Origin of the sequence: Paenibacillus sp., from assembly GCF_048976745.1 — a bacterium.
In the GTDB taxonomy this organism is placed as follows: domain Bacteria; phylum Bacillota; class Bacilli; order Paenibacillales; family Paenibacillaceae; genus Paenibacillus.
In genome coordinates this window covers 400,326-424,669 of record NZ_JBHGUU010000004.1, presented here as the reverse complement: position 1 = coordinate 424,669, position 24,344 = coordinate 400,326, and the positions used below count along the sequence as shown (strand labels likewise).

At 45.9% G+C, this 24,344-nt stretch carries 24 protein-coding genes; 1 reads left to right on the top strand and 23 read right to left on the bottom strand.

Annotation, left to right across the window (positions count from 1 at the left end):
- Positions 1 to 93 precede the first annotated feature (93 nt).
- Positions 94 to 2,055 (bottom strand): ABC transporter substrate-binding protein, encoded by a 1,962-nt coding sequence (locus ACE3K2_RS02740; RefSeq protein WP_421886419.1) that lies wholly within the window; start codon positions 2,053 to 2,055, stop codon positions 94 to 96.
- 200 nt (positions 2,056 to 2,255) lie between these two features.
- Between ACE3K2_RS02740 and ACE3K2_RS02735 the strand changes: the two genes are divergently transcribed.
- Complete coding sequence (locus ACE3K2_RS02735) at positions 2,256 to 3,068, top strand: hypothetical protein (protein ID WP_421886416.1); 813 nt, start codon at positions 2,256 to 2,258, stop codon at positions 3,066 to 3,068.
- Positions 3,069 to 3,361: 293 nt separating this feature from the next.
- Here the strand turns inward: ACE3K2_RS02735 and ACE3K2_RS02730 are convergent, their stop codons facing one another.
- The 22 genes from ACE3K2_RS02730 to spoIIIAE form a co-directional block, all read right to left on the bottom strand.
- Entirely contained in the window at positions 3,362 to 4,318 is a 957-nt protein-coding gene (locus tag ACE3K2_RS02730; protein ID WP_421886413.1) for a diguanylate cyclase domain-containing protein, read from the bottom strand.
- A gap of 346 nt (positions 4,319 to 4,664) precedes the next feature.
- Complete coding sequence (gene spo0A, locus ACE3K2_RS02725) at positions 4,665 to 5,471, bottom strand: sporulation transcription factor Spo0A (RefSeq protein WP_421886409.1); 807 nt, start codon at positions 5,469 to 5,471, stop codon at positions 4,665 to 4,667.
- Positions 5,472 to 5,666: 195 nt separating this feature from the next.
- Positions 5,667 to 6,995, bottom strand: coding sequence for a SpoIVB peptidase (gene spoIVB, locus ACE3K2_RS02720; RefSeq protein WP_421886405.1), 1,329 nt, complete (start codon positions 6,993 to 6,995; stop codon positions 5,667 to 5,669).
- A gap of 120 nt (positions 6,996 to 7,115) precedes the next feature.
- The gene (gene recN / locus ACE3K2_RS02715; protein WP_421886402.1) at positions 7,116 to 8,834 is read right to left on the bottom strand and encodes a DNA repair protein RecN; all 1,719 of its coding nucleotides are present in this window, start codon (positions 8,832 to 8,834) and stop codon (positions 7,116 to 7,118) included.
- A 55-nt stretch (positions 8,835 to 8,889) separates the two neighbouring features.
- On the bottom strand, positions 8,890 to 9,339 hold the full coding sequence (ahrC, locus tag ACE3K2_RS02710) for a transcriptional regulator AhrC/ArgR (protein WP_017687604.1): 450 nt from the start codon (positions 9,337 to 9,339) through the stop codon (positions 8,890 to 8,892).
- An 84-nt stretch (positions 9,340 to 9,423) separates the two neighbouring features.
- Positions 9,424 to 9,909 (bottom strand): hypothetical protein, encoded by a 486-nt coding sequence (locus tag ACE3K2_RS02705; RefSeq protein ID WP_421886399.1) that lies wholly within the window; start codon positions 9,907 to 9,909, stop codon positions 9,424 to 9,426.
- A gap of 85 nt (positions 9,910 to 9,994) precedes the next feature.
- On the bottom strand, positions 9,995 to 10,840 hold the full coding sequence (locus ACE3K2_RS02700) for a TlyA family RNA methyltransferase (protein WP_421886396.1): 846 nt from the start codon (positions 10,838 to 10,840) through the stop codon (positions 9,995 to 9,997).
- 22 nt (positions 10,841 to 10,862) lie between these two features.
- The gene (dxs, locus tag ACE3K2_RS02695; protein ID WP_421886393.1) at positions 10,863 to 12,770 is read right to left on the bottom strand and encodes a 1-deoxy-D-xylulose-5-phosphate synthase; all 1,908 of its coding nucleotides are present in this window, start codon (positions 12,768 to 12,770) and stop codon (positions 10,863 to 10,865) included.
- A gap of 279 nt (positions 12,771 to 13,049) precedes the next feature.
- On the bottom strand, positions 13,050 to 13,955 hold the full coding sequence (locus ACE3K2_RS02690) for a polyprenyl synthetase family protein (protein WP_421886390.1): 906 nt from the start codon (positions 13,953 to 13,955) through the stop codon (positions 13,050 to 13,052).
- Entirely contained in the window at positions 13,948 to 14,205 is a 258-nt protein-coding gene (gene xseB, locus ACE3K2_RS02685) for an exodeoxyribonuclease VII small subunit (RefSeq protein ID WP_017687599.1), read from the bottom strand. Before xseB ends, ACE3K2_RS02690 begins: the two co-directional genes overlap by 8 nt.
- Complete coding sequence (gene xseA, locus ACE3K2_RS02680) at positions 14,195 to 15,559, bottom strand: exodeoxyribonuclease VII large subunit (RefSeq protein WP_421886387.1); 1,365 nt, start codon at positions 15,557 to 15,559, stop codon at positions 14,195 to 14,197. The genes xseB and xseA overlap by 11 nt, the downstream gene beginning before the upstream one ends.
- A gap of 10 nt (positions 15,560 to 15,569) precedes the next feature.
- Positions 15,570 to 16,427 (bottom strand): bifunctional methylenetetrahydrofolate dehydrogenase/methenyltetrahydrofolate cyclohydrolase FolD, encoded by an 858-nt coding sequence (gene folD, locus ACE3K2_RS02675; protein WP_421886384.1) that lies wholly within the window; start codon positions 16,425 to 16,427, stop codon positions 15,570 to 15,572.
- Between the two features lie 117 nt (positions 16,428 to 16,544).
- A complete protein-coding gene (gene nusB, locus ACE3K2_RS02670) occupies positions 16,545 to 16,997 on the bottom strand; it encodes a transcription antitermination factor NusB (RefSeq protein WP_421886381.1) in 453 nt (150 codons plus the stop codon).
- Positions 16,998 to 17,219: 222 nt separating this feature from the next.
- Complete coding sequence (locus tag ACE3K2_RS02665) at positions 17,220 to 17,453, bottom strand: DUF2273 domain-containing protein (RefSeq protein WP_421886379.1); 234 nt, start codon at positions 17,451 to 17,453, stop codon at positions 17,220 to 17,222.
- A gap of 14 nt (positions 17,454 to 17,467) precedes the next feature.
- Positions 17,468 to 18,007: an alkaline shock response membrane anchor protein AmaP gene (gene amaP, locus ACE3K2_RS02660; protein WP_017687594.1), complete on the bottom strand. Its 540-nt coding sequence runs from the start codon at positions 18,005 to 18,007 to the stop codon at positions 17,468 to 17,470.
- 146 nt (positions 18,008 to 18,153) lie between these two features.
- A complete protein-coding gene (locus tag ACE3K2_RS02655; protein WP_017687593.1) occupies positions 18,154 to 18,564 on the bottom strand; it encodes an Asp23/Gls24 family envelope stress response protein in 411 nt (136 codons plus the stop codon).
- A gap of 218 nt (positions 18,565 to 18,782) precedes the next feature.
- On the bottom strand, positions 18,783 to 20,126 hold the full coding sequence (gene accC, locus ACE3K2_RS02650; RefSeq protein WP_421886376.1) for an acetyl-CoA carboxylase biotin carboxylase subunit: 1,344 nt from the start codon (positions 20,124 to 20,126) through the stop codon (positions 18,783 to 18,785).
- A gap of 55 nt (positions 20,127 to 20,181) precedes the next feature.
- A complete protein-coding gene (accB, locus tag ACE3K2_RS02645) occupies positions 20,182 to 20,646 on the bottom strand; it encodes an acetyl-CoA carboxylase biotin carboxyl carrier protein (protein ID WP_036614903.1) in 465 nt (154 codons plus the stop codon).
- A gap of 139 nt (positions 20,647 to 20,785) precedes the next feature.
- Positions 20,786 to 21,604, bottom strand: a complete 819-nt coding sequence (locus ACE3K2_RS02640) for a SpoIIIAH-like family protein (RefSeq protein ID WP_421886372.1) — start codon at positions 21,602 to 21,604, stop codon at positions 20,786 to 20,788.
- A gap of 66 nt (positions 21,605 to 21,670) precedes the next feature.
- Positions 21,671 to 22,309: a stage III sporulation protein AG gene (gene spoIIIAG / locus ACE3K2_RS02635; protein WP_421886369.1), complete on the bottom strand. Its 639-nt coding sequence runs from the start codon at positions 22,307 to 22,309 to the stop codon at positions 21,671 to 21,673.
- 15 nt (positions 22,310 to 22,324) lie between these two features.
- On the bottom strand, positions 22,325 to 23,164 hold the full coding sequence (spoIIIAF, locus tag ACE3K2_RS02630; RefSeq protein WP_421886366.1) for a stage III sporulation protein AF: 840 nt from the start codon (positions 23,162 to 23,164) through the stop codon (positions 22,325 to 22,327).
- A gap of 31 nt (positions 23,165 to 23,195) precedes the next feature.
- The gene (gene spoIIIAE, locus ACE3K2_RS02625) at positions 23,196 to 24,338 is read right to left on the bottom strand and encodes a stage III sporulation protein AE (RefSeq protein ID WP_421886879.1); all 1,143 of its coding nucleotides are present in this window, start codon (positions 24,336 to 24,338) and stop codon (positions 23,196 to 23,198) included.
- Positions 24,339 to 24,344 lie beyond the last annotated feature (6 nt).

The window sequence follows — 24,344 nt, the reverse complement described above, 5'->3', positions numbered from 1 at the left end:
CTGATACCTTCATTATATAAATGATAATAATTTTCATTATCAACTGTATTTTAGAGTGGAATTGGATTTCATCTCATCAATCACTTGTTACGCTTATTTTAGCTCAGAGATCTTCGTAAACCACGCGGCCAATTCCTCTGTTTGATCCAATGTTGCAATCGGGTCAAAGTACCACGAACGATCCTTGCTCCAGATAAACACACGATCATTCTTAACCGCATCCAGTGAACTCCAGACCGGTTTCAATTTCAACTCTTCCAAAGTCAAATTGTCAGCTGTTAAAATAATGTAATCTCCGGCAAACTCAGGAATCGCTTCCGATGAAACTTCAACCAGTTGATCCTTCATTAAGATCTCTTTTTTATCTCCAGGAGGATTCAAACGAAGCGCGCTGTAGACTGCCTGACCTCCCCGACCAAAATTATCACCAAAAGCTAACGGACCTTTATCATTGAACTGCATGACCGACACTTCGGCTGCTGGATCAATAGCCTCACCGACGCGCTGCTTGGCATCTGCAATTCTTGCATCATAATCGACTAACCATGCCTCAGCTTCTTTTTCTTTATTCAGCACTTCACCAAAATAGGCAATCTCTTCGTGGGTGTTTTTCAATTCGCCATATGGAATAACCAAGGTAGGTGCAATTTTGCTAAAGGAATCAAATAAATCAGGATTACCTGTCACAATCAGATCCGGCTCAAGTTCCAACACCTTTTCGAGAGAGATGGTTTCGTATTCACCAATATTTTCCACACCCTCAAGTGACTTGATAAAATAAGGATTCTTGAGGTTCAACTCGGGTGTACCCACAGGTTTGATTCCCAGAGCAATTAGGCTTCCCAAATACAAGTCAACCACAATCCGTTTAGGTTCAGCGGGGATTGTAATATCTCCTTTAACTGTTGAGATTGTACGTGGTTCCGATGTTTTGCTTTCATTCTCCCCTGTTACTGTCTTCGTGGAACCTGAAGTACTATTGCTTCCAGATGCATCCCCGCTTGAATTACTGGCAACTCCTGTAGAGCAAGCACTTAGCAGTAATGTAAGACTTAGTAGAATACTCAGCAGCATTCCCGTTCTTGTCTGTCTGTTCATATTGAATGACCCTCCATGCTTATATTGATAATGATTATCACCATCATTATAAACATACCTTCCACTTCCACCTCTGAAAATGTCATTTCGCGCCATGCCTGATGTCAGATCAGGCCAATATAGGGATGCTGAGGTCTTTTCTTTGAATTGCAAAGGAGAAAGACCTGTATGTTTCTTGAACATACGTCCCAAATAATATCCATCCGGGTAACCGATACCAGCCGCAATCTCATCCAACGTGGCGTCCGTGTGCAGCAACATCTCTTTGGCTTTAAACAAACGAAACTGAATCAGATAATCAATGGGACTGGTTCCAGTTGACTGCTTGAACTTGCGTGACAAACTTCTCGGGCTGGTGCCAATCATTTCTGCCAAAGCATGAAGCGTGAGGGGCTGGGTGTAGGAAGACTCTACAATTTCAATGACTTTGCTGACCTGATCCATAATACTAGGATAGCGATTGGACACACGAGGAATCTGTGATGAAATCTGCTCCACAAATGCATAGAACAAACTCTTGGCCTGAAAGTGATGAATAGGGTTCTTTTGATCCCACAAAAAGTGCATCTGCTTCAATTGCTCATATAAAATGGCTGGCATATCGGGTGTAAAGCCATAGTTCATTTGGAACGGATTCACACGCTCCATTAACCTTCCCAGATCATTTCTCCCTCCATTAGGGAGGTTTGCTTTGTACATCAAGTAATAAAAGCGCAATCCAGATTCGCCTGCTTGTATGACCAACTTACTGCCTTTTCCCCCATGGAGAACATAAAAGCGACTCACTTCATACGTTTGATTGTCAATCGTCACTCCAGCTTCACCCTGAATGGTGAGTATAAAGGTACTTGTTGGAAATTTATATTTCATCTCTTCATATGCCCCGAGTTCCATGTAACGGATATCTGTTATGCTCACCGCAGCATAGTTCCAAAGGATATAATAATCATTCCACATTTTGCTAACCCATCTCCGTCTACTTAAATAGTATCTATACTCTACTAACTTATTGATAACCATTATCAATTATTATGATGAAGTACGCAATACAACCGCCGTAAATGAATGCATCAGACAAAAAAACTATTCAAATCCTTCTCTTAACATCCGATATATGTAAATAGAGCCATGATAAAGAGAGAAGGAGAACAAAGGATATGAATTCAATCTCATCTGCAACCAAAAGCAGTTTCACTCCCGGGAATCAAGTCTCCAATCGGGATAAAGAAATTCAGGGACTCATGCAGCAGAAGATCCGACTCAATGAAGAAATGCAAGGGGTAAAAACTAATGACGAATTGGATACCAAAACCAAAGCTCAGCGGATTAAATCCTTAACAAGCTCCATCTCCCAGATCGACAGCCAGATTGCCCAAATTAAAGCAGAGGAATTACAGGAAAAAAACAAATTAAGACAGCCCGAAAAGACTCAACAGCAACACCCCAAACCAACCGATGAGACACAAGCCCCTTCACTGGATCATCTAATCAAACATAGTCAGACTTATGATCAATTGGGTAAGCTGGTCGGTTTGCGTGATCGCATGCAGGGCTCCATTCAGACCACTGAAGGAGAGACCCGATTCGACCGACTTGTTCTGGAGATTAATCCTCCTAAAAATGATCTCGATCCCGGCAAATCAATGATGTTGGAAAACGCAGAGCGCACCGTCTTTCAGGCAAAACGAGAGGTTGTCCAGGACATCAACACCCAGTTGAGCAAGGTCAATCAAAAGATTGGGGATCTAATGAAAGAGATCCATCAGCCCGCACCTAAAGAGGCAGCACAAACTCCTATCTCTGCAACATCTGGAGAAGAAGATCAGGAAGTAAATGAAGGAAAGAAAACGGAAAGTAAGGAGATTTCATCTGATGGTATAATCACAGATCAGAAATCCGGAAACGGCCCGCAAAATTCGGCTTCTGCATCTCCTGCCGTCTCATATCCATCCGTCGATATTCGAATCTGACACGCTCTAATTAAACTAACTTATATGTATACATATTGAGGTTGAAGTTTTTTTTCGAAACACAGCCTTTGACCCGCACGCATCCAATGCTAGAAAAACCGCTATGACAGGTGACTAATTCCTGATACGTAGCGGTTTTCTGTATTTTACTGTTATGGGTATAAAGTTGAAGCTTAAGCTTCCGAAGAAGCATTCTTACAGAATGCTTCAGATCCACTTCTTCAGGTTCACTCTGTCCTCTGCGTTCTCGTATCAATGTATATTTATTTAATATCGTATGTGTATTTTTATTTCTAGCACGGATTATTGACGGTATCATTTGCACAGATGATGCTACCAGCAATCGCTTTACAACTTTTTTTGATCCGTGTGGCCTCATCAATAATCTGATCTATGTTTCCATATTGTTGCTTGCTGTTGGTTACAACTGCGATCGATACCGACACGAGAGGGATGGGCCGATTCAGCCCGGAACGTCCTTCCCCCAGAACATATTGATGATGCCAATCCTGTTCGTTGTAGAACGTCTTTTTCATTGCTTCAAAACCTGAGATGACTTCCTCACTAATATGTTGGTAATCATGGTGATTCAGGATTGTAATAAAATCATCACCACCGATATGTCCAAGAAACGCTTCAGGAAGAACAAAAAGCTTGCGAAGCAAGTTAGCTGTTGCCTGAATAAGCTGATCCCCCATTTTGAAGCCGTAGCTATCATTGTAGGATTTGAATTGATCGAGATCAACGTACAGTACGCTAAAATGGTCCATCTGAAGAGCCTGAGAAAGCCTTTCGTTTATGATATGATTACCTGGAAGTCCAGTCAGCGGGTTCATAAATATCGCCATTTCAGCCCGTACATCAGCAACAGCAAGCAGCAAACGTCGAATACTCACAGCTCCATAGAAACGTTCCCCTGACGTGACCAGCACAAGGTCATATATTTCGCCTTCATCTCGGTCCATGGCGAGGACACTGACATCAGTAATCTGTTCCGAATAATCCACGACTAATGCCTGCGTGTTCATCACCAGTTCTACAGGACGTCCCATATAGAGATTATAGCCATACTGGGTGCCAATCTGCTGAAAGAAACGAGGCCGCATCATCAATGACACCCCCTTCTCCCCCATAACAGCTATACCTTCCAGACTAGGGTTGGACTTGAAAAGATGAAAAACGATATCACATTTTGTATCAGATTGTACTACAGGAATTGGTTCAGCAATCTCGCCCATTTGCGTAAACATACTATTCTACTCCTCTGTTCGTAGCATCTAATCCGAGCCTTCCAAATATATATGTAGGTCTTTGTCAATGGTCACATCGTACCACTTTCTACTTGAAAAAGCGTTAACTGAAGGTAAAAGTTTATGAAAGAAAATTTTTTCACATGATCTGTTTTTTTGCGTTATGCAAAAATACCGTCAGTTACTGGATATCTTAAATCCAATAAATGACGGTATTCGTTGGCTTATATTACAGAAGTTTATCGGCCTGAAATGAACAAATTCAGATATAGATCGCCATAAATCCATTTGGCTAGAATCAAATTTGAATCCAGACTATAGTCGCCGCTTACTACTCCTGACCCGTTCAGCTTACCTTATGTTCAATTCTCAGCTTGTCTGCAACCATCGCAATGAACTCAGAGTTCGTCGGTTTCGACTTGCTGATGTTGATCGTGTAGCCAAACAAGTGACTGATGCTGTCGATGTTACCGCGAGTCCATGCCACTTCAATGGCATGACGGATGGCACGTTCGACGCGGGACGGCGTGGTTTTGAATTTTTCGGCAATCGCCGGATACAGTGTTTTGGTGATGGCTCCCAAAATTTCGATATTATTATACACCATCGTGATGGCTTCGCGCAAATACTGATATCCCTTAATATGCGCAGGTACACCGATTTCATGTATGATGGACGTAATGCTTGCATCCAGATTTTTGTGTTTGCCCATTGGCACGACATTGGATTTCATGAACATGGAAGATCCGCTGCTTGTGGACATCGCGGTCTGTGTTCCCACCAGTTGACGCACACGATTCGCAAGCACCTCCATGTCAAACGGCTTGAGAATGTAATAGGAAGCTCCGAGTTGCACGGCACGCTGTGTGATATTCTCTTGTCCGAATGCCGTAAGCATAATGACTTTAGGCTGTGGAGACAGGTTCAGGTTGCGCAAGCGCTCAAGCACACCCAGTCCGTCCAGATGAGGCATGATAATATCCAGAATCAATACATCCGGTACATCCCGAGTTTGCTCCAGCAATTGCAGTACTTCTTCTCCATTGTATGCAATACCGGTTACTTCCATATCTTCCTGCTCAGATATATATTCGGCAAGCAAATTCGTAAATTCACGATTATCATCGGCCAGCAATACCTCATTTTTTTGCAAAACGGTATCCTCCTTTAAATTAAACATCGTTTCGTACATTTCCTTACAGGTTAAATTTTCGACACAGCAAGTTAAATTCCTCCTGTCGAAAATTATTTTTCTTTATTTTTTTTTCTCGATCCTATATAATAAATAATTTATTTCATTATCCGATATATTATGTTTCCGTTCGACAAAAAAGAACCTCAGGGCTGTTTATCCAGCCTTGAGGTTCTTCGTGTTTTCCTTTTTCATCATCACACCAGCATCTTGTAACATCCATTCAATGAAGCAACCGTAACCCGATTTCGGATCATTCACGAATACATGAGTAACTGCACCGATCAACTTACCATTTTGTACAATGGGACTGCCACTCATCCCTTGAACGATGCCTCCGGTCTTATCCAGCAGTTTCGGGTCCGTGATTCGAAGTACCAGACCTTTCGTTGCCGGCTCCGTTTGATCTGCCACATGGACAATGTCAATGGAGAAGCGTTCAACTTGTTGACCGTCAACTACAGTAAGTATCTCGGCCGGTCCTTCTTTGACTTCATGAGAGAAAGCGACGGGAATACCTTTTGAATAGAGACTGTGCTCAGGATTTCCGGACATTTTACCAAAGATGCCAAAAGCCGTATTACGTTCAATATTGCCCAAAATCTTGCTTTCCTTGAGGAAATGAGCACGTTTTTCACCCGGATCACCGGTCTCACTTTTTGAAATGGACGTCACATTGGACTGAACAATCTGACCACTACCCACAACAATAGATGTTTGTGTGTTCATATCTGTGATGACATGGCCCAGTGCGCCGTATACGCCCTGATCGGGAGCATAGAAGGTAAGTGTGCCAACGCCGGCTGCAGAATCACGAATGTATAAACCAAGCCTCCACGCTTGATCCTCGGAGTCATACGCCGGAGTCAATCTTGTCTTAACCGTTTCCTTACCACGTTTTAACACAACATCAATACCTTTTTTATTTTTACCTGCAAGTTCAACGGCTTCAGAGACACCTGCCACGCCATCAAGACGTTTACCATCCATGTGCGTGATCAGATCTCCAAGCTTAATGCCTGCGTTTTCTCCAGGCGATACACGCTCATCCTGCCCAGAATGGACCAGATGATGACCAACCACCAGAATGCCTGCCGATTTAACTTTGACGCCAATCGTTTGACCCCCGGGTACAACACGCAAATCCGGTATCACATTCACATGGACTGTTTTGACCGGAATTTTACCCCACAACTTCAACGTTAATTTGGCATGTCCCGTCTGTTGAGGGTTAAGATGCAAAGGGTGTTGCCTGGTAACATGCATCGCTGCCTGATCATCCAAACCAACGATATCGGGACGGTCTACAACGGCGCTTGAAGCAGCAGGTACAGCGAGCCGGACATCCGCTTGCCTGCCAGCAAACACCTGCAATTCATCCGGCAGTGAAGCATAACTTTGCACAGGCTGAATCGCCTGGCTAATCACACAAAGAAAGAAGGCAAATAAAAGACCTAGCAATTTCTTCCTGAGGGGGGAATTCAATGGCTGTCACACTCCCTTTGCTTCTTTCGCTTGACGAAAGGTGGTCGCCAATTGCGTACCTATAAGATAACCTCGCCCCCAGGCTTTTATTACTGTCAATCATTACGCCAGCCGTTCGTTTCACCCTTTTTTGGCTTCCGCCAAATTCAGCATTTCCTGTGCGTGATGCAACGTTTTTTCTGTAATTTCCACGCCGCCCAGCATACGTGCCAATTCCTTCACTCTGCCTTCGTCTGACAGCGATTCCACCTGCGTCATCGTCCGTCCATCATAGACATGTTTCTCAATGAGATACTGATGATCTGCCATACAAGCCACTTGTGGTAAGTGAGTTATTGAGAAAACCTGACAAGTTGAAGACAAGCGGAACAGTTTTTCCGCAATCGATTGAGCTGCTCTACCGCTAACTCCGGTATCAACTTCATCAAAGATCAACACAGGTATCCTGTCATGTCGCGCAAAGATACTCTTCATCGCCAGCATCATTCTCGACAATTCACCACCCGAAGCAATCTTGCCAAGTGGTCGTAATGGCTCGCCCGGGTTCGGTGAGATCAGGAATTCCGCATTGTCCGCACCCTGACGATTCAGACGAATACGGCGTCCATTCCATTCAATGCCTTTAGGATCTTCGAATGGAGTAATCTGAACACGCAGTGTGGTTCGCTCCATCTGCAGATCCTTGAGCTCACTTTCCACCTGTGCAGCAAGTTCCTCGGCGCATTGTTTACGCACCTTGCTGAGTTCTTCAGCAGACTCCATCACAAGATTAAGCATTTTGTCACGTTCAGCTCGCAATTTCTCCAGCCGTTCGTCCTTGTTCTCCAGTTGGTCGGTTTCATGGCTAATCTGATCATAATAACTCAGAATAAGTTCAACACTGTCCCCGTATTTCCGTCTGAGGCCAGAAATCAGATTCAGCCTTTGCTCCACTTCTTCCAGCCTTGCCGGATTAAATTCAATCTTCTCACGGTAATCCCTTAACTGGAATGTCGCATCTTCCAATTGATAAAATGCGGATTGCAGCTGCTCTACAATTGGTTGCAGTCCTTTGCTATCATATCCAGAAATGTCTTCAATTCTGGAAAGAGCAATGCTTACAGCTTCAAGCCCGCGTTGACCACTGAGCAGATCATATGCACCAGCAACACTGTCCATCATTTTCTCACTATGGGATAGTTTGACCCGTTCTTCCCCGAGTAATTCATCCTCGCCTCGTGTAAGGCTTGCTGCTGCGATCTCCTCAAGCTGAAAGCGATACATGTCCAAGAGTTGATATGCCCGCTGACTGGACTCCTGAAGCGCACGCAGTTCTTTTTCCGCCGTGATAAACTTGCTGTAGCGCTCTTGGTACCTCGCTTTGACAGGTCCGATGACTTCCGAGCCATAGGTATCAAGAAGCCCCAGATGGCTCTCTGCGCGCAGCAAACTCTGATGTTCATGTTGTCCGTGGATATTGATCAGCTTCTCGCCTACTTCACGCAGCATGGTCAGATTGACCAATTGCCCATTAATACGGGACGTACTCTTACCCTGAGTATTCAACTCACGCCGGATAACCAAATGCTCTTCGGGCTCACAATGGATACCAAGCTTCTCTAACGTCTGCCAGACCGGATGACTTGGTTCCATCTCAAAAAGGGCTTCCATCTCTGCCTTTTCACATCCGTACCGGATCAGATCAGCTGAACTTCGTCCACCGGCAATTAAGCCAAGTGCATCTATAATAATCGACTTCCCTGCACCCGTTTCCCCTGAAAGTACATGGAATCCCGGATGGAATACAACGTCCACTTCTTCCACCACAGCCAGATTCCGAATCGATAACGTAACTAACATCTGCAAAAACACCTCCGGATGACTAACTCAGAAATTATGTTTTTGAACACGCACTTTAAGCAATATAACCCATGATGCGTTCAATAACGGTCACGCTGTTACCTTCAGTCCGGCAGATAATCAGAATGGTATCATCTCCACAGATCGTCCCCATGACTTCATTCCACTCAATATTATCAAGCAAAGCTGCAATGGAGTTGGCTGTCCCCGGCAAACATTTCATCACAACCAAATTGTTGGTGTGATCAATGTGCAGGAAGTTGTCAACGAGTGCACGCTTCAACTTTTGAATCGGATTATATCGTTGATCTGTCGGTAAAGAGTACTTGTATCTTCCGTCATCCATCGGAATCTTGATTAACAGAAGCTCCTTGATATCCCGGGATACCGTCGCCTGAGTCACCTGAAAACCTGATTTGCGCAGTGCTTCAACCAGATCATCCTGGGTCTCAATTTCATTTTGACTAATGATTTCACGAATCTTGATGTGCCTTTGTCCTTTCATACATGCCTCCAGTTAAATGTATTGCAATAAAGCAGCAATGGTAACTCGCCGCAGACTTTGCCCTGCAATGTTCATTCTTATATATTAATCCAGATCATCCCCATCATACACATCTTCCTGATAGTCCATGAGCCTGATTAACTTAATATCGGAATCCTCCAAGTCAACATACAGCAATCCTTCACAACCAGGATACAACAACAGATAATTGAGGAAACGATCCCTTAGCGCAGGACCGGTCATTTCAAGTGGCTGTCTGCGACGAGACGTTTTCACCAGATATCTGAGATCCTCACGTTCTGCAACATAATCAATAAATAATCTGCTGTAATAAACGGATTCATTGGCCTCAAAAGCCAGAGGGACTTTCATCTTGCCACCGATGACTTCGTAGCCCTGTGCTTCAAGCAAGTCCAATGCCGGGGAATCCTGAATCTTTACATTTAATTGCATTCCAGACAAGCTTACCGGCATTGGTCGGTTCACCCAACTACGCAAGCCGAACAACAGCCACAAGATCAAACAGACAGCAAGTACACCTATAACGATTGTGTCATATTGACCATCCATTATCGCTCACCTCGAAGACATATTCGAGGTTCATTCACGATTTCCTTTTTACGCCAATCACCTTTCCAGCGAAAAGAAACCCATCTTATGATGAGTTTCCCGTAAATGTATGAGCTGCTTCCTTGGCAACTTGCTCCGCAAGTGCATCAAGTAAAGCTGGATCGTTCTCTGGTTGTGTTGCCTCTGGTTCTTCCAGACGCCAATGAGCGAGAAATTCTATATTACCTTCTCCACCGGTTATCGGGGAAAAAGTTAAACTCTGCAGATGCAAACCAAGTTGACTGGCAAAATGAAGCATCGTCTGCAATACATCCTTGTGTACCTTCGTATCACGTACTACACCGGACTTGCCTACTTTTTCACGTCCTGCCTCAAATTGAGGTTTAATCAATGCAACGATATCTGCAGGTTGTTTCAAAAGAGCCAGGAGTGGCGGTAAAATGATTCGCAGTGAAATGAACGACACATCAATGCTCGCAAAGTTCGGCACGGGTCCCGTTAGATCTTCCGGAGTCACATAGCGAAAGTTGGTTCGTTCCATAACAGTAACCCGCTCATCATTACGCAAAGACCAGTCAAGCTGATTATAACCCACATCAATCGCGTAGACGTGAGAAGCGCCATGTTGTAGTGCACAATCCGTAAATCCACCGGTGGATGAACCAATGTCGAGCATGACCAGTCCATTCATATCAAGGCCGAAGTGGCGGATCGCTTTTTCGAGCTTCAATCCGCCTCTGCCGACATAGGGATGTACCGAGCCTTTAACTTTCAGCTCGGCTTCCCTTGGAATTTTCATGCCCGCCTTTTCGATCGGCTCATTATTGGCATACACCAGTCCAGCCATGATTGCAGCTTTTGCCTTTTCACGACTTTCATAATAGCCCTGCTCAACCAGCAGAACATCAATTCGTTCTTTCGGGAGTGACATGTCTTTCTCCTATCAAGTAAATTTACGAAGGAAAACGTGTTTTGGGTATACCGTAAGATGATTGAACAGCCATGTTGCGCAGCTCAGCACATACATTCTCAACGGTAAGCCCCACTTCCTCACGTTGTTCCTTAATACTGCCATGCTCAATGAAGCGATCCGGAATCCCCATTAATTGTACATGAACATCATGCAGTCCCTGTTCTGCATAAAACTCCAGAACTGCACTACCCATGCTGCCTGCTTGGGATGCTTCTTCAAGTACAATCAATTTGGTTCCTCGAACAGCCAGATCTCGCAGCATTTGCTCGTCAAGAGGTTTGAGGAAGCGAGCGTTGATTACACCTGCTGTAATACCTTCTCGCTTCACCATCTCCGCTGCTTCTTCTGCAAGCTGCACCATCGATCCTGAAGCGATGACAGCATAACCTTCCGATGGACGCAGTTGCTCCCATGATCCGATTGGAATCGGAACAAGTACATCATCCAGAGGTACACCGACCACATTGTTTCGTGGATAACGGTAAGCAATTGGACCTTCATTATAATCAAGCGCCGTCTTCATCATATGACGCAATTCATTTTCGTCTTTTGGCATCATCAGAACGATATTTGGAATATGGCGCATGAATGCCACATCGTATACCCCTTGATGTGTTTCCCCATCCGGTCCAACAAATCCGGCACGGTCAATGGCAAACATCACGTTCGCGTTATGTCTACAAATATCATGCACAATCTGATCATATGCACGTTGCATAAATGTGGAATACACAGCGAAGACCGGCTTCAAACCTTCCATAGCGAGTGCAGCACACATGGTCGCAGCATGCTGTTCTGCTATCCCTACGTCAATCATGCGATCAGGAAATTCCTTACTAAAAGGAATGAGACCTGATCCGGTAGGCATTGCGGGAGTTACCGCTACGATCCGCTTATCCTGCTTCGCAAGATCAATCAATGTTTGACCAAACACTTCCGTGTACATCGGTTTTCCGACTGCTTTCAGCACTTGCCCGGATTCAATTTTGTACGGAGAAATCCCGTGCCACTTGTGCGAATCGGCTTCTGCCGGCTGATAACCTTTTCCCTTGGTAGTAAGGACATGAACCATGACTGGACCATCCACGTTATCCGCCTGTTTAAACGTCTCGATCAACTTGGGAATATCATGCCCATCAATCGGTCCCAAATACGTGAAGCCCAGTTCTTCAAAAAGAACACCTGGTACCATCATATATTTGACACTGTCTTTGATCCAGCTTGCCGATTTGGCCAACCGATCTCCAATTGCAGGAATTTTTTTAAGCATTCCCTCGACATCATCTTTCGCTTTCAGATAATGACGATCCGAACGAATTTTGCTCAAATATTTATGCATGGCCCCAACGTTTGGAGCAATGGACATTTCATTATCATTTAGAATAACCATCAGTTTTCTCTGCTCATGACCGATATGATTCAGAGCCTCAAAAGCCATACCACCTGTAAGCGCTCCATCACCAATCATCGCGATAACTTGGTTGTCCTCACCCTTAAGATCACGTGCAAGAGCCATACCCATCGCAGCGGACAATGAAGTGCTGCTGTGTCCAGCTTCCCATACATCATGTTCACTTTCGTTGCGTTTAACAAAACCGCACAGGCCGTTATGTTGACGCAATGTATCAAAGCGATCCATACGCCCTGTCAGAACTTTGTGCACATAAGCCTGATGCCCTACATCAAAAATCATTTTGTCTGCTGGACTGTTATAGCAGTAATGCAGGGCTACCGTGAGCTCAACCACGCCTAAGTTGGGTGCGAGATGCCCACCTGTAACGGACAGTTTCTCAATCAGAAACTGCCGGATCTCTGCCGACAAAAGGGCAAGATCATCCTGAGACATCGACTTTAGATCACTGGGTTGTTTAATTTGTGGAAGCAGCACGAGAATCTCCCCGCTTTCCTAGATTGTTTAGTTGTTGTAAATCGATATATACATTATGAATCAAATAACATTAAATCATTATAACATAAAAGAACAAGAATCATAATTTACTGCACTATACTCCCGATAACGAGCATTCTCGCCAGCAAGTTATTTAGAATTCTTCTCCATATGTATTCCCGCATCCACTCGGGACAGACTTTTTCTATCCACTCAGAAAAAGGACATTACATTTATTACACGGTTGTATAGGTTTTGAAACAGCCCGTTCTGTCAGATCTAATGGTCACGACGCATCAGATAATCTGCAATCTCCAGCAATCGGGATGCATCAGGTAACTCGGCTCTTTCAAGTGCGTCTTTTGCAGATTGGGTAAGAGATTTTACTTCGTTTACAGAAGCCTCCATACCAATAAAATAAGGGTACGTTACCTTCTGCTGATTCACATCGCTTTGTGTTTTCTTGCCCATCTTCTGCTCGTCGCCCGTCAGGTCGAGAATATCGTCCTGAATCTGGAACGCCAGGCCAAGATCACGGCCAAACACACGCAAGGCTTCCAATTGTCCTTCCGTTGCTCCTCCGATTCGTGCTCCGGCTATGAGAGAGAAAACAATCAAATCACCCGTTTTGTGTAAATGAATGTATTGGAGTTGTGCAAGATCAGTCATGCCTTGCTCGCCTTCCATATCCGCAACTTGGCCGCCTACCATACCTCTTGCTCCAGCGAGTTCGGACATATCCTCTACGATGGACAGCAATGCATCTGCCGCCACACCACTACGGCGTCCAGCTTGAACAATACTATAAAAAGCATGGGTTAACAGCGCATCGCCTGCCAGTATGGCTGTTGCTTCACCATAAACCTTATGATTCGTTAATTTTCCCCTGCGATAATCATCATTATCCATAGCAGGCAGGTCGTCGTGGATCAGTGAGTACGTATGAACCATCTCCACGGCGCAGGCTACCGGCATTGCAGCTGTACGCTGTGCACCGAAGGCTTCCGCCGCAGCAACGACCAGAAGAGGACGAAGGCGTTTGCCTCCGGCCATAAGTGAATACTGCATCGCATCTGTCAGCGATTGGGGTACATCCCAGTGATCGGGAAGCGTATGTTTCAACGCTTCTGTCACCTCAGCTGTGACCTCCTCGAGGTATGCTTGAAACGAAGGACGATTACTCATGGACTTCACCGCTCTCATCGTCAGCAGTTCCGAAAGGCTTCTTGCGAAGCTCTCCATCTTCTTCTACGATCATCTCGATCTTACGTTCCACTTGTTCCAGCTTCAGACCGCAAAGTTGCGAAAGTTTCATCCCGCGTTGAAACAGATCGATGGCCTGTTCCAACGGAACATCACCATGCTCAAGCTGACCTACGATGTCTTCCAATGCCGCCATTGCTTCTTCAAAATTCAATTCCGGTTCATTCGCCATGGGTATTGTCGTCCTCCTTCATTCCCCAAACCTGACAGTCCAGCTGTCCGTCTGTTAATTTAATCTTAATCGAATCTCCAGGTTGTACATCCTTCGTTGACTTGATCAATCGCTGTTCCTGCTCGTCATAGACCAAGCTATATCCACGTGACATGACTTTAAGCGGGCTAAGCGCATCCAGATGCCGCACTGATGATTTCCACTGTTGCTGCTTTGATCTGGTTATGGATCTGATCGCAAGTTCCAGTTGTCTGCGTGCTGCCGCATTCTCTCGGCGTGCTGCATTAACCTGATCACGAGGATTGAATCGTTGCAGTGCCGCCCGAAGACGCTCCTGCTTCTCTCCCGTCCATTTCATACGCGTATCCACTGTTCTCAATAACCGCTGATGCATCATATCCAGTCGTTCCGTGTGTTGCATCAAAGTACGTCTTGGATGAACAAGTACCGGCGAACGCTGCAATCTTGCGAGCCGTTCACGATTATGTACAGCGCGTTGACGCAAGCTGTGTTGTAACTGGCGCTGACGTTGTCCGATCTGATCGAGCAACTCAGCTCGATTAGGTACAGCTAGCTCAGCAGCAGCTGTTGGCGTAGCCGCACGCAAATCGGCTGCAAAATCGGCAATGGTAAAGTCCGTTTCGTGCCCAACTGCAGAAATGACTGGGATATCCGAAGCGACTATTGCTCTTGCCACAATCTCCTCATTGAAGGCCCACAATTCCTCCAGTGAACCGCCTCCGCGTCCAACAATAAGTACATCGGCCTCTCCCATCCGGTTCAAGTTGCCAATCGCCTTAACAATGGAAGGCGCAGCACCTTTGCCTTGGACCAGAACAGGATACAAAACCACTTTGGCAGAAGGATATCGACGCTGGAGTGTAATCATGATGTCCCGTACCGCTGCTCCCGTCGGTGAAGTTACAACCCCGATGGTCTGTGGATAACGCGGAATCTCTCTTTTGCGCGAAGGTGAAAATAACCCTTCATCCTCCAGCTTTTTCTTCAGCTGTTCGTAAGCCAGATACAAACTTCCGATCCCGTCCGGTTGCATATGGGTAGCGTAGAATTGATACTGCCCATCCCGTTCATACACCGAGACATTACCACGGGCAATAACCCTTGCACCCTCCTTCGGTACAAAGGGTAATCGCTGGTTATGAGAAGCAAACATAATCGACTTAATCCGGCTGTCCTTGTCCTTCAATGTAAAATACATATGGCCGCTGGAGTGATGTGTGAAGTTCGAAATCTCCCCGCGTAGCCAAACGTCCGACAGGACCTGATCCGATTCCAGTTTCATTCGAATATATCGGTTCAGGTCTTTGATGGAGTAGATCTTTTGATCTGCCACAGACAGAACCCTAGGCCAATCCGTGAGCGCGCTTGGCAGCGATCAATGTATTTTGCATCAGCATTGTGATTGTCATCGGACCAACACCACCTGGAACCGGTGTAATTGGACCAGAAACTTCTTTCACACTCTCGAAATCAACGTCTCCTGCCAGTTTGCCATTCTCCAAACGGTTCATGCCAACATCGATAACCACAGCACCCGGTTTTACAAAATCAGCATCCACAAAATTGGCACGACCGATGGCTACCACCAAAATATCCGCCTGACGCGTAATTTCTTTCATGTTGGCAGTACGAGAGTGACACATGGTTACTGTTGCATTCTCACGTTGGAGCAACAGCGACACCGGTTTGCCAACGATGTTACTTCTTCCGATAACCACCGCATGTTTACCGGACATTTCCAATCCAGTGCGCTTGATCAGTTCAATGACACCCGCCGGGGTACATGGAAGCAGACTATCGTCTCCAATGACGAGATTACCAACATTGACTGGATGGAATCCGTCTACGTCTTTATCCACGGCAATTGCGTCAATAACCGCTTTCTCTTCGATATGTTTCGGCAGTGGGAGCTGAACCAAGATTCCGTTAATGGATTGTTGATTGTTCAGCTTGTCCACCAGCGCAAGCAGATCTTCTTGGGACGTATCTGCATCCAAGCGATGCACTTCGGAGTAGAAACCGAGGTCGTGACATGCTTTTTCTTTATTACGCACATATACTTGGGATGCCGGATCTTCCCCGACGAGCACAACAGCCAGACCAGGTATGACCCCCTGTTCGCTAAGCTGTTTTACTTCTGCTGTCATGCTTGCGCGGATCTCTTGGGATACTTCTTTACCGTTAATAATAGATGCTGTCATTGTACTCTCTCTCCCTTATGTGAATATAAATTTAGAGGTTGTTCAAAAAGCCCGCTTTTGATTAAGAAGGATACCGAAAACCGGTCTTTTTGAACACACACTATAATTAATCATAACTTAAGACAAATTTGCTTTAATGGCGTCAACTTCCTGAATCATGCGTCCAAGTACACCATTGACAAACTTGCCGGATTCTTCTGTACCAAAATATTTGGACAGTTCAATCGCTTCATTGACGGATACCTTTGCCGGAATGTCATCACGGAACACCATTTCATACGTAGACAGTCGTAGAATCTGGCGATCTACACGCGAAAGACGGCTGATCTGCCAACCTTTCAAATAATCCACGAGCAATCCGTCAATTGCTTCCTTATTGTTCCAAGCGCCTTGTACCATCTCAGTAACATAAGTACGCATTACATCTGCATCGCGGATAACCACTTCGGTTTCATTATCTTCAGCGGCTTCATTGATCAACATGTTTACAGCTTCTGCTGCACCCACCTCATTCATTTCCATCTGATACAGACTTTGTACTGCAATTTCCCTTGCCAAACGTCTTTTCATGTCCTGCCTCCTGCAGCGCTCCTTTTGGAGCGTCATCATGCTTATTTTATAATCCATGCAACCATCTCATCAAATCCTTTAATGGATTGACCAATGGCTTCCACGGTATTGTTATTGTTATCCCTTTTCACAAAAAAACCTGCAATACGTTTCCTCCAAAAAACGGGCAACCTAAACTACAGCTCTATTTTCGGAAGAAACATATTGCAGGGTTCAGGTAGGTCACTTAAACGGACGCCAGCGATCGCCCAGCCATTGTCCCCACTCCCTCCAGGGAATGGACGAAACCAGCTTCGAATCGCTTCGTCTGCCTAACGTATAACCGATGAACACCAAGAGTGCAAAGAACAACATATCCCAAAAACCGATCCATACATAAAGAAATCCAAAAAAGATGCCGCCGATAATTCCGGTAATTCGGCCTCTGTGACTATCCCAAATCTCTTTCCACAGCATCAGTGAAACTCACCTCATTCCACTCGACTCTTGTAGTTAGGCGACTGGGTTACATTAGCGATATACACCGTGACAAAAGAAACCGGGATGCCCGTAATCTCTTGTACATGATCATGTATCGCCTTTTGCAGATCAGAAGTCAGCGCAGGAATAGGTGTCTCGCCATCCACTACCGCACGAATCATAATCTCCAGTCCTGACTCAACCACGCGTATACGTGCCTTGACATCACGTACTCCCCGAAAACGGGAAGTCGCCTTCAAACAGAGATTCTCAATCGTCTCCATCGAAATCTGTACATCACCAAACTCAGTACGTTGATCTACAGACGGCAACGATGCACGCTCACGCCGAACCGAGATGTAGAAAAACCGCAAACTCAGGATAAACAAAATCGCTGCTGCAATAACCGACGCAACAATAACGTTTTGTTCCTGCTGATAATTCAATTCGTAAGGCAGCACACCGCTGATCAGAAGAATGACGGCTGCCGATATTGCTCCAACGCTTATGCTGTATATAAACAACAGAAGCCGATCCAGTATTTTAGCCACGAACTGCACAGCCTCCCTTGCTCACTAACATGACTTAACCTGCTCACTAGCAAAAATCAGATCGTCAATTAGCTTTCGCTATCATGAAGACCTGTCCAAGACGGGGATAACCCCCGGCAGAAGATGCCGGGGGAATCTGTCTTCTTTTATTTTACACGTTGACTGTTCAGGTCGATCTCTTCCACTTTCTCGGTGCTCTTGAACTGAACGTCATGAATGTGCACATTCACTTCATTCACATTCAATCCTGTCATGTTCTCAATGGAACGTTTCACGTTCTGTTGAATCTCCGTAGCCACCTGTGGCAGACGGTATCCGTACTCAATAATTACGGAAACATCAACTGCAGCTTCACGTTGTCCCACTTCAACTTTAACGCCTTTGGAAAGGTTTTTGCGACCAAGCAATTCAGCAAATCCGCCAGCGAATCCACCACTCATGCCTGCAACACCTTTCACTTCAAGGGTTGCCAATCCAGCAATCACTTCAATAACTTCAGGTGCGATCTGGATTTCACCGATATCCGTTCGTTCAAATTCAGTCGGTAGTGTACTCATAACTGTTCAACACACCTTTCGCGAGATAAGTTTGCGGCCATCCGTCAGGGCGCTGGACTCAGGTTATACAACCTTCAGAACCCTTCCGGTCCGGCTTTACCGGAACTCCTGCAAACATCCGCGAGGTGCGGGCTTATCCTTTGCAGGAGACATGCGCTCTTATTATTACATACTATATCATTTGGGCTACATTATGACAAACAAGCCCAATATACCTTTTAAATCTCGTTTTCCTCAAGAAATTTGATATCAAAGTCACCCCGAATGAACGTTGGGTGCTCCAGCAATTTCTGATGGAAAGGAATGGTTGTAGATATGCCTTCAATCGCAAATTCCCCAAGCGCACGCTTCATCTTGGCAATCGCCTCTTCTCGATTCGCTCCCCACACAATCAATTTTGCGATCATGGAGTCATAAAAAGGTGAAATGGTATAACCCGGATAAGCAGCACTGTCCACACGAACACCAGGACCTCCTGGTGCAAGGTAGAATCCGATTTTGCCTGGTGATGGCATAAAGTTACGGTCCGGATCTTCTGCATTGATACGACATTCAATGGACCAACCATTGATAACCACATCTTCCTGACGGAATGAGAGTGGGTTTCCTTCGGCTACCGAGATCATCTCACGGATCAGATCCACGCCAGTAACCATCTCAGTTACCGGGTGCTCTACCTGAATACGTGTATTCATCTCCATGAAATAGAACTCGCCATTCGGGCTGAGCAGGAACTCCAATGTGCCCGCTCCCGAGTAATCCACTGCAAGGGCTGCCCGGACTGCTGCTTCACCCATTAAAGTACGCACTTCTTCATTAATTATCGGACAAGGCGCTTCTTCAACTAGTTTCTGGCGACGACGCTGTACAGAACAATCACGCTCGCCCAGATGCACAGCATTTCCGTGTTTATCGGCAATGATCTGAATCTCCACGTGTTTCATGCCTGTCAGGAATTTCTCCAGATACACACCTGCATTACCAAATGCCTTTTGTGCTTCCTGCTGAGCAGCGGTAATCTGCTTAATCAGCGTTTCTTCATCTTCGGCAATACGAATTCCCTTACCTCCGCCACCAGCAGTCGCTTTGATAATGATCGGATATCCGATATCTCTAGCAATCATGATGGCTTCATCCATATTTTCAACAAGGCCGTCTGATCCAGGAATAACAGGCACTCCTGCATCTTTCATCGTCTGCTTGGCAACAGCCTTGTCTCCCATTTTGGTAATGGCTTCGGGTGAAGGCCCGATGAATGTAATGTTGCAGGAACCACAGATTTCTGCAAAGTCAGCATTCTCAGCCAAAAAACCGTATCCAGGGTGGATTGCATCACATTCCGTCAAAGTAGCTACACTCATCAGGTTGGTGAAGTTCAGATAACTGTCCTTGGACAGTGTCGGTCCGATACAGTAAGCCTCATCTGCAAGGCGAACATGCAGAGAATCCTTGTCCGCTTCCGAATAGACGGCTACCGTTGAGATGCCGATTTCACGGCAGGCACGAATAATACGTACCGCAATCTCTCCACGGTTCGCAATCAGTATTTTTTGAAATTTCATTTCGTTTTGTCCTCCTTCGAAGCTCATGCGGTTAGCTGTTAACCAGCTATAACGGTTATTCCGGTTTCACCAGGAAAAGGGGCTGCCCATACTCGACCAGCTGTCCGTTCTCAACCAGCACTTCAACGATCTCTCCCTTGATGTCAGCATCAAGCTCGTTCATCAGCTTCATGGCTTCGATGATACATACCGTTGTTTTCTCAACAACTTTATCACCTGCGCTCACAAAAGGACCCGCTTCCGGCGAGGAAGCTCTGTAAAAAGTACCTACCATAGGAGATACAATTTTATGTAAATGACTTGTAGTATCGACCTGCGGTGCAGCTTCACTTACCACTGCTGCCGGCTGTACTTGCGGAGCAGCAATCATTTGCGGTTGCACAGCAGCTGCCTGAACATACTCCGTTTTGCCCGGTTTGCGGATCGATAACCGTGATCCTTCATTTTCAATTTCCAACTCTTGAACGGAACTTTCATCTACCAGTTTAATCAGTTCTTTGATTTCACTCAATTTAAACATTTCCATTATTCACTCCTTCGGCATCATGCCAGTCTCACTAGGACGGTCATATGGCTTTATGTATTATATCATAATCATTAAAAATGGAAAGAGCCCGAGAGTGGAACCAGCTCCCGGGACTGCTTTTCCATGATTTGGATTACTGCTCTGTGACGTATTGCACACTGATTTTGTTCTGTGAAACCGCCAATTCTTTCATCACCAGATCCACAATCGATACTGCCTGTTTTACATCCAGTTTGTCACTAAGGACCACAACTTTATACTTGTCGGCGTCTTCTTGAACGATCGCATTGGCGAACTGTTGGGAGAGTGTCTCCTCAATGCCTGTGATTTTGGCTTCTTTTTCTTCCAGTGTACGGAGCTGCTCCGTTGCTTTGGCATTCTCCTCTGGTGTTTTACTCAAGTCACCTGCCACAGTCATCAGTTCCTCATACTTACGATTATTGCTCTCTTCACGCTGCCATTGGTAGTTCTGGAACTGGCTGCTCGCAGATGCGGCTGTATTCTGCTCTTCCATTTCCTTGAGGACTTCCTCATCTGTCTTGGTTGCAGTGCCCGCCGCCTGACCGTCTGTCTCCGGTGTAGCTGCTGCCCCTTTGTCGGTTTCTTTGCCTGCTTCACCCTTATTCTCACTTGGTTCAACAGCAGGTGTTTTCTCTGTATTTCCAGCTTCTTTACCTTCCGTAGCCGCTGGTTCTTCCACAGCGCCAGACGCACTTGGATTACTTTCAACTTCGCCGCTATTCACTACTTCATTCACAACCAAACCTTCTGTAGGATCAAGAATGCCTGCCGTCTCCTTCGCTTCCCCCTGCTTCATTCCATCGACTTGCTGACTATCAGCCACTGGCGCGTTGATTGGACCGGAATCCTCAGTGAACAGATAATACGCGGACAAAATGACCATCAGACTCAGCATGGAAACGAGCCATACCGTTTGACGTTTGTTATTCATTAGAACTTCCTCCTCAAATTGGCTTCAATCTTATGAGAATTGAATCATGTGATTCAACAAACCAAATTAGTCTTGTTTGCGCGGTACAACCGAGATCCGGTAGGCTGCCACATTCAGTCCTTTTTCCACAGCATCGGTTATCAGGTCCTTCACAACCTTGTTCTCTGCACCCCTCGCAACCACAAGCACACCACGGATCTGCGGTTTAAGCTTCTTGGTCACGATCGGTGTCTGATCCCCTGAAACTTCGTACGTAATGATCTCGCCATCACGGGTATATTGCGTCATATGCCGCTTGCCCCCGCTAGCATCAGTTTCTTCGGTAAGTTGCTGAGAATCTTTCACATTTCGCTGAACGACCAGTTCTTCTGTGGAATCCACGGTAACCATCACATCAACCGTTCCCACACCAACAATGTTTTCCAGCACACCTTTGATTTTGTCTTCAAATGCAATTTCGATCGCCTGGAAAGGATTCTGTTCCGACGGGTCACTCTGTATGGAGGCCATGGATGTTGTCGGGTCCGGTGGTTCCCGACCGATATTTTCGGAATCAATTTTTTTGACATTAACGAAGGAATTGAACAGCATGATTCCCACGCCGATCAAACCGAGGATAATCAGCCAGCGGAAGGTTTGATTCCTCCTTGCTCCCCCCTCTCCGCCACCCATCCAGGTTTCCATCTTTTTGAACCATTGCTTCATCGGACACCCTCCTTCTCACAGAACTTCAGCACTTTTCGGTTCTTTCACTTGAACTTTGTTCGCATCAACATCCCACTTTTCAGTCAACAATGTAATAATCTGCACCGCATGTTCGGACCTTGTGGAAGTCTCACCTTGTTGCTTAGTCTCATCTGCCTGATCACGTATAACAGGCTCGGAAGACGCTTCATTTTCATCAGGCTGCCCTTTACTCACATCAATCTGTACATCAGGCACTTCAATCTGACCGATCTGGATAGGCTGCTGTAATTGAGATGTTTCAGATGCTTCATTCTTCTCAGCTTCTGTGTCTGTTCCGAATATGGGTTGTGTATTGGCAGCGACTCCTTGTTGCCTTGACTTCACTTCTCCTTCAGCACCCTCTCCTGCCATCTCGACCAACACACGCTGGATCACTGGCAGTTCGACTGATGAGGCAGCTTCCATCTCGGTTTCATATTTGCTCATCGCCAGCTGTACCTCTACGGATTGAACCCTTGCTCCTGTTGTTTCTTCAATCTGGCCTTTCATGACGTTAGCCAGTTCTTTCGCTGTCCATTGCAGGGATTGTTCCTGTTCACCCGCTTGCAGCCGCTTGCCCTGAGCCAAAATCTGTTCAAGTGTTGCATTGCCATCCGATGGAGCATCCATCGCAGACATGGCCCGTTTCAGTTCGCCAACCGGATCACTTTTGAGCAGCTTGGTTATGGGTGATAAAAGGGTCAGCAGGATGAGAAGGCTCAGCACAAGCTTGACATAACGTTCCATGGATCGATTGGGCAACAGCATATCCACGAAAGTCGCCAGCAGAACAATCATAATCAATTCCTGGAGCCAGTTGCTCAGCCACCCCATCCTTTCCATCCCCTTTCTTGCCAACATACATTCAGCGCATCATGACAGTCAGATTCCCTGCGGTCAGCAGGATGGTTATTGCCAGAAAAAACATCAGTCCGACGGCTGCAAGCGCCGCAAATACGTAAATCATGCTCTTGCCGATGGCCTGCAGGCATCCTACAATCGGGGTGTCTCCTAGCGGTTGCATAATGGCACCGGTAACGTTGTATATCAAGGCAAGAGCCAGGATCTTGAGTGCCGGAAAGGCACATAGAAACAAAATGATGATCACCCCGGTGAGTCCAATTGCATTTTTGACAAGTAGAGAAGCTGTGATTACCGTATCCGTCGCATCCGCAAATGTTCTGCCCACAACAGGGACAAAGTTGCCTGCAATGTATTTGGCGGCCTTCAGGCTGACTCCATCCGCAACCGATCCCGATGCTCCCTGAACGGAGATTACACCCAAAAACATCGTCAGCAGGATACCCAGCAGTGCCACACTAATATTGCGCAGGAGGTCTGCTAACTGTGTCAGCTTGTACTTATCAGACAAAGAACTGACGAGATGCAGAACAGCTGAGAAGAAGAGTAACGGGAATACCAGCAAGTGAATCAATGTACTCACCAGATGAATCATGAAAATGATGAGTGGATGTGTCACAGAGACGGTGATAACATTCCCCATGGATGCAAGCAGTGTGAATAACAAGGGAACCATGGCCATCATGAAGTTGATCATGCCGGTTATGGCATCCTTGGCGTATCCAATCGCCACACTGAAGCTGTTGATTGCAATGATGATGATGACCATATAACAGATGGAATAGGCGATTTTGCTAATATTATTTTTCTCAAATGCGGTCTGAAGAGTCTCCAGAATCATGCTGAGTACACTTAACATCACAATCGTGACCAGAAGCTTGCCATTATATAAAATTTCATGCAGCATGAAGGTTCCTATCGCTACAAATACCGATTTCAGGCTGAACCCTTCATTGCCGGGGATTAACATATCCATAAAGGAAGGGGTCTTCCCATCCGGGAAGAAACCACCGTATTGTTGCATCAGTTGATCCCAGTATTTCTCCACCTGATCCTTGGGAAGCTGATCGGCCTGCTGCTTCATCCACTCACCGGAAGGCGAGGTCGCAGTAACCTGTCCCAGGATACCAAACAGAAAACAGAGCATCAGCAC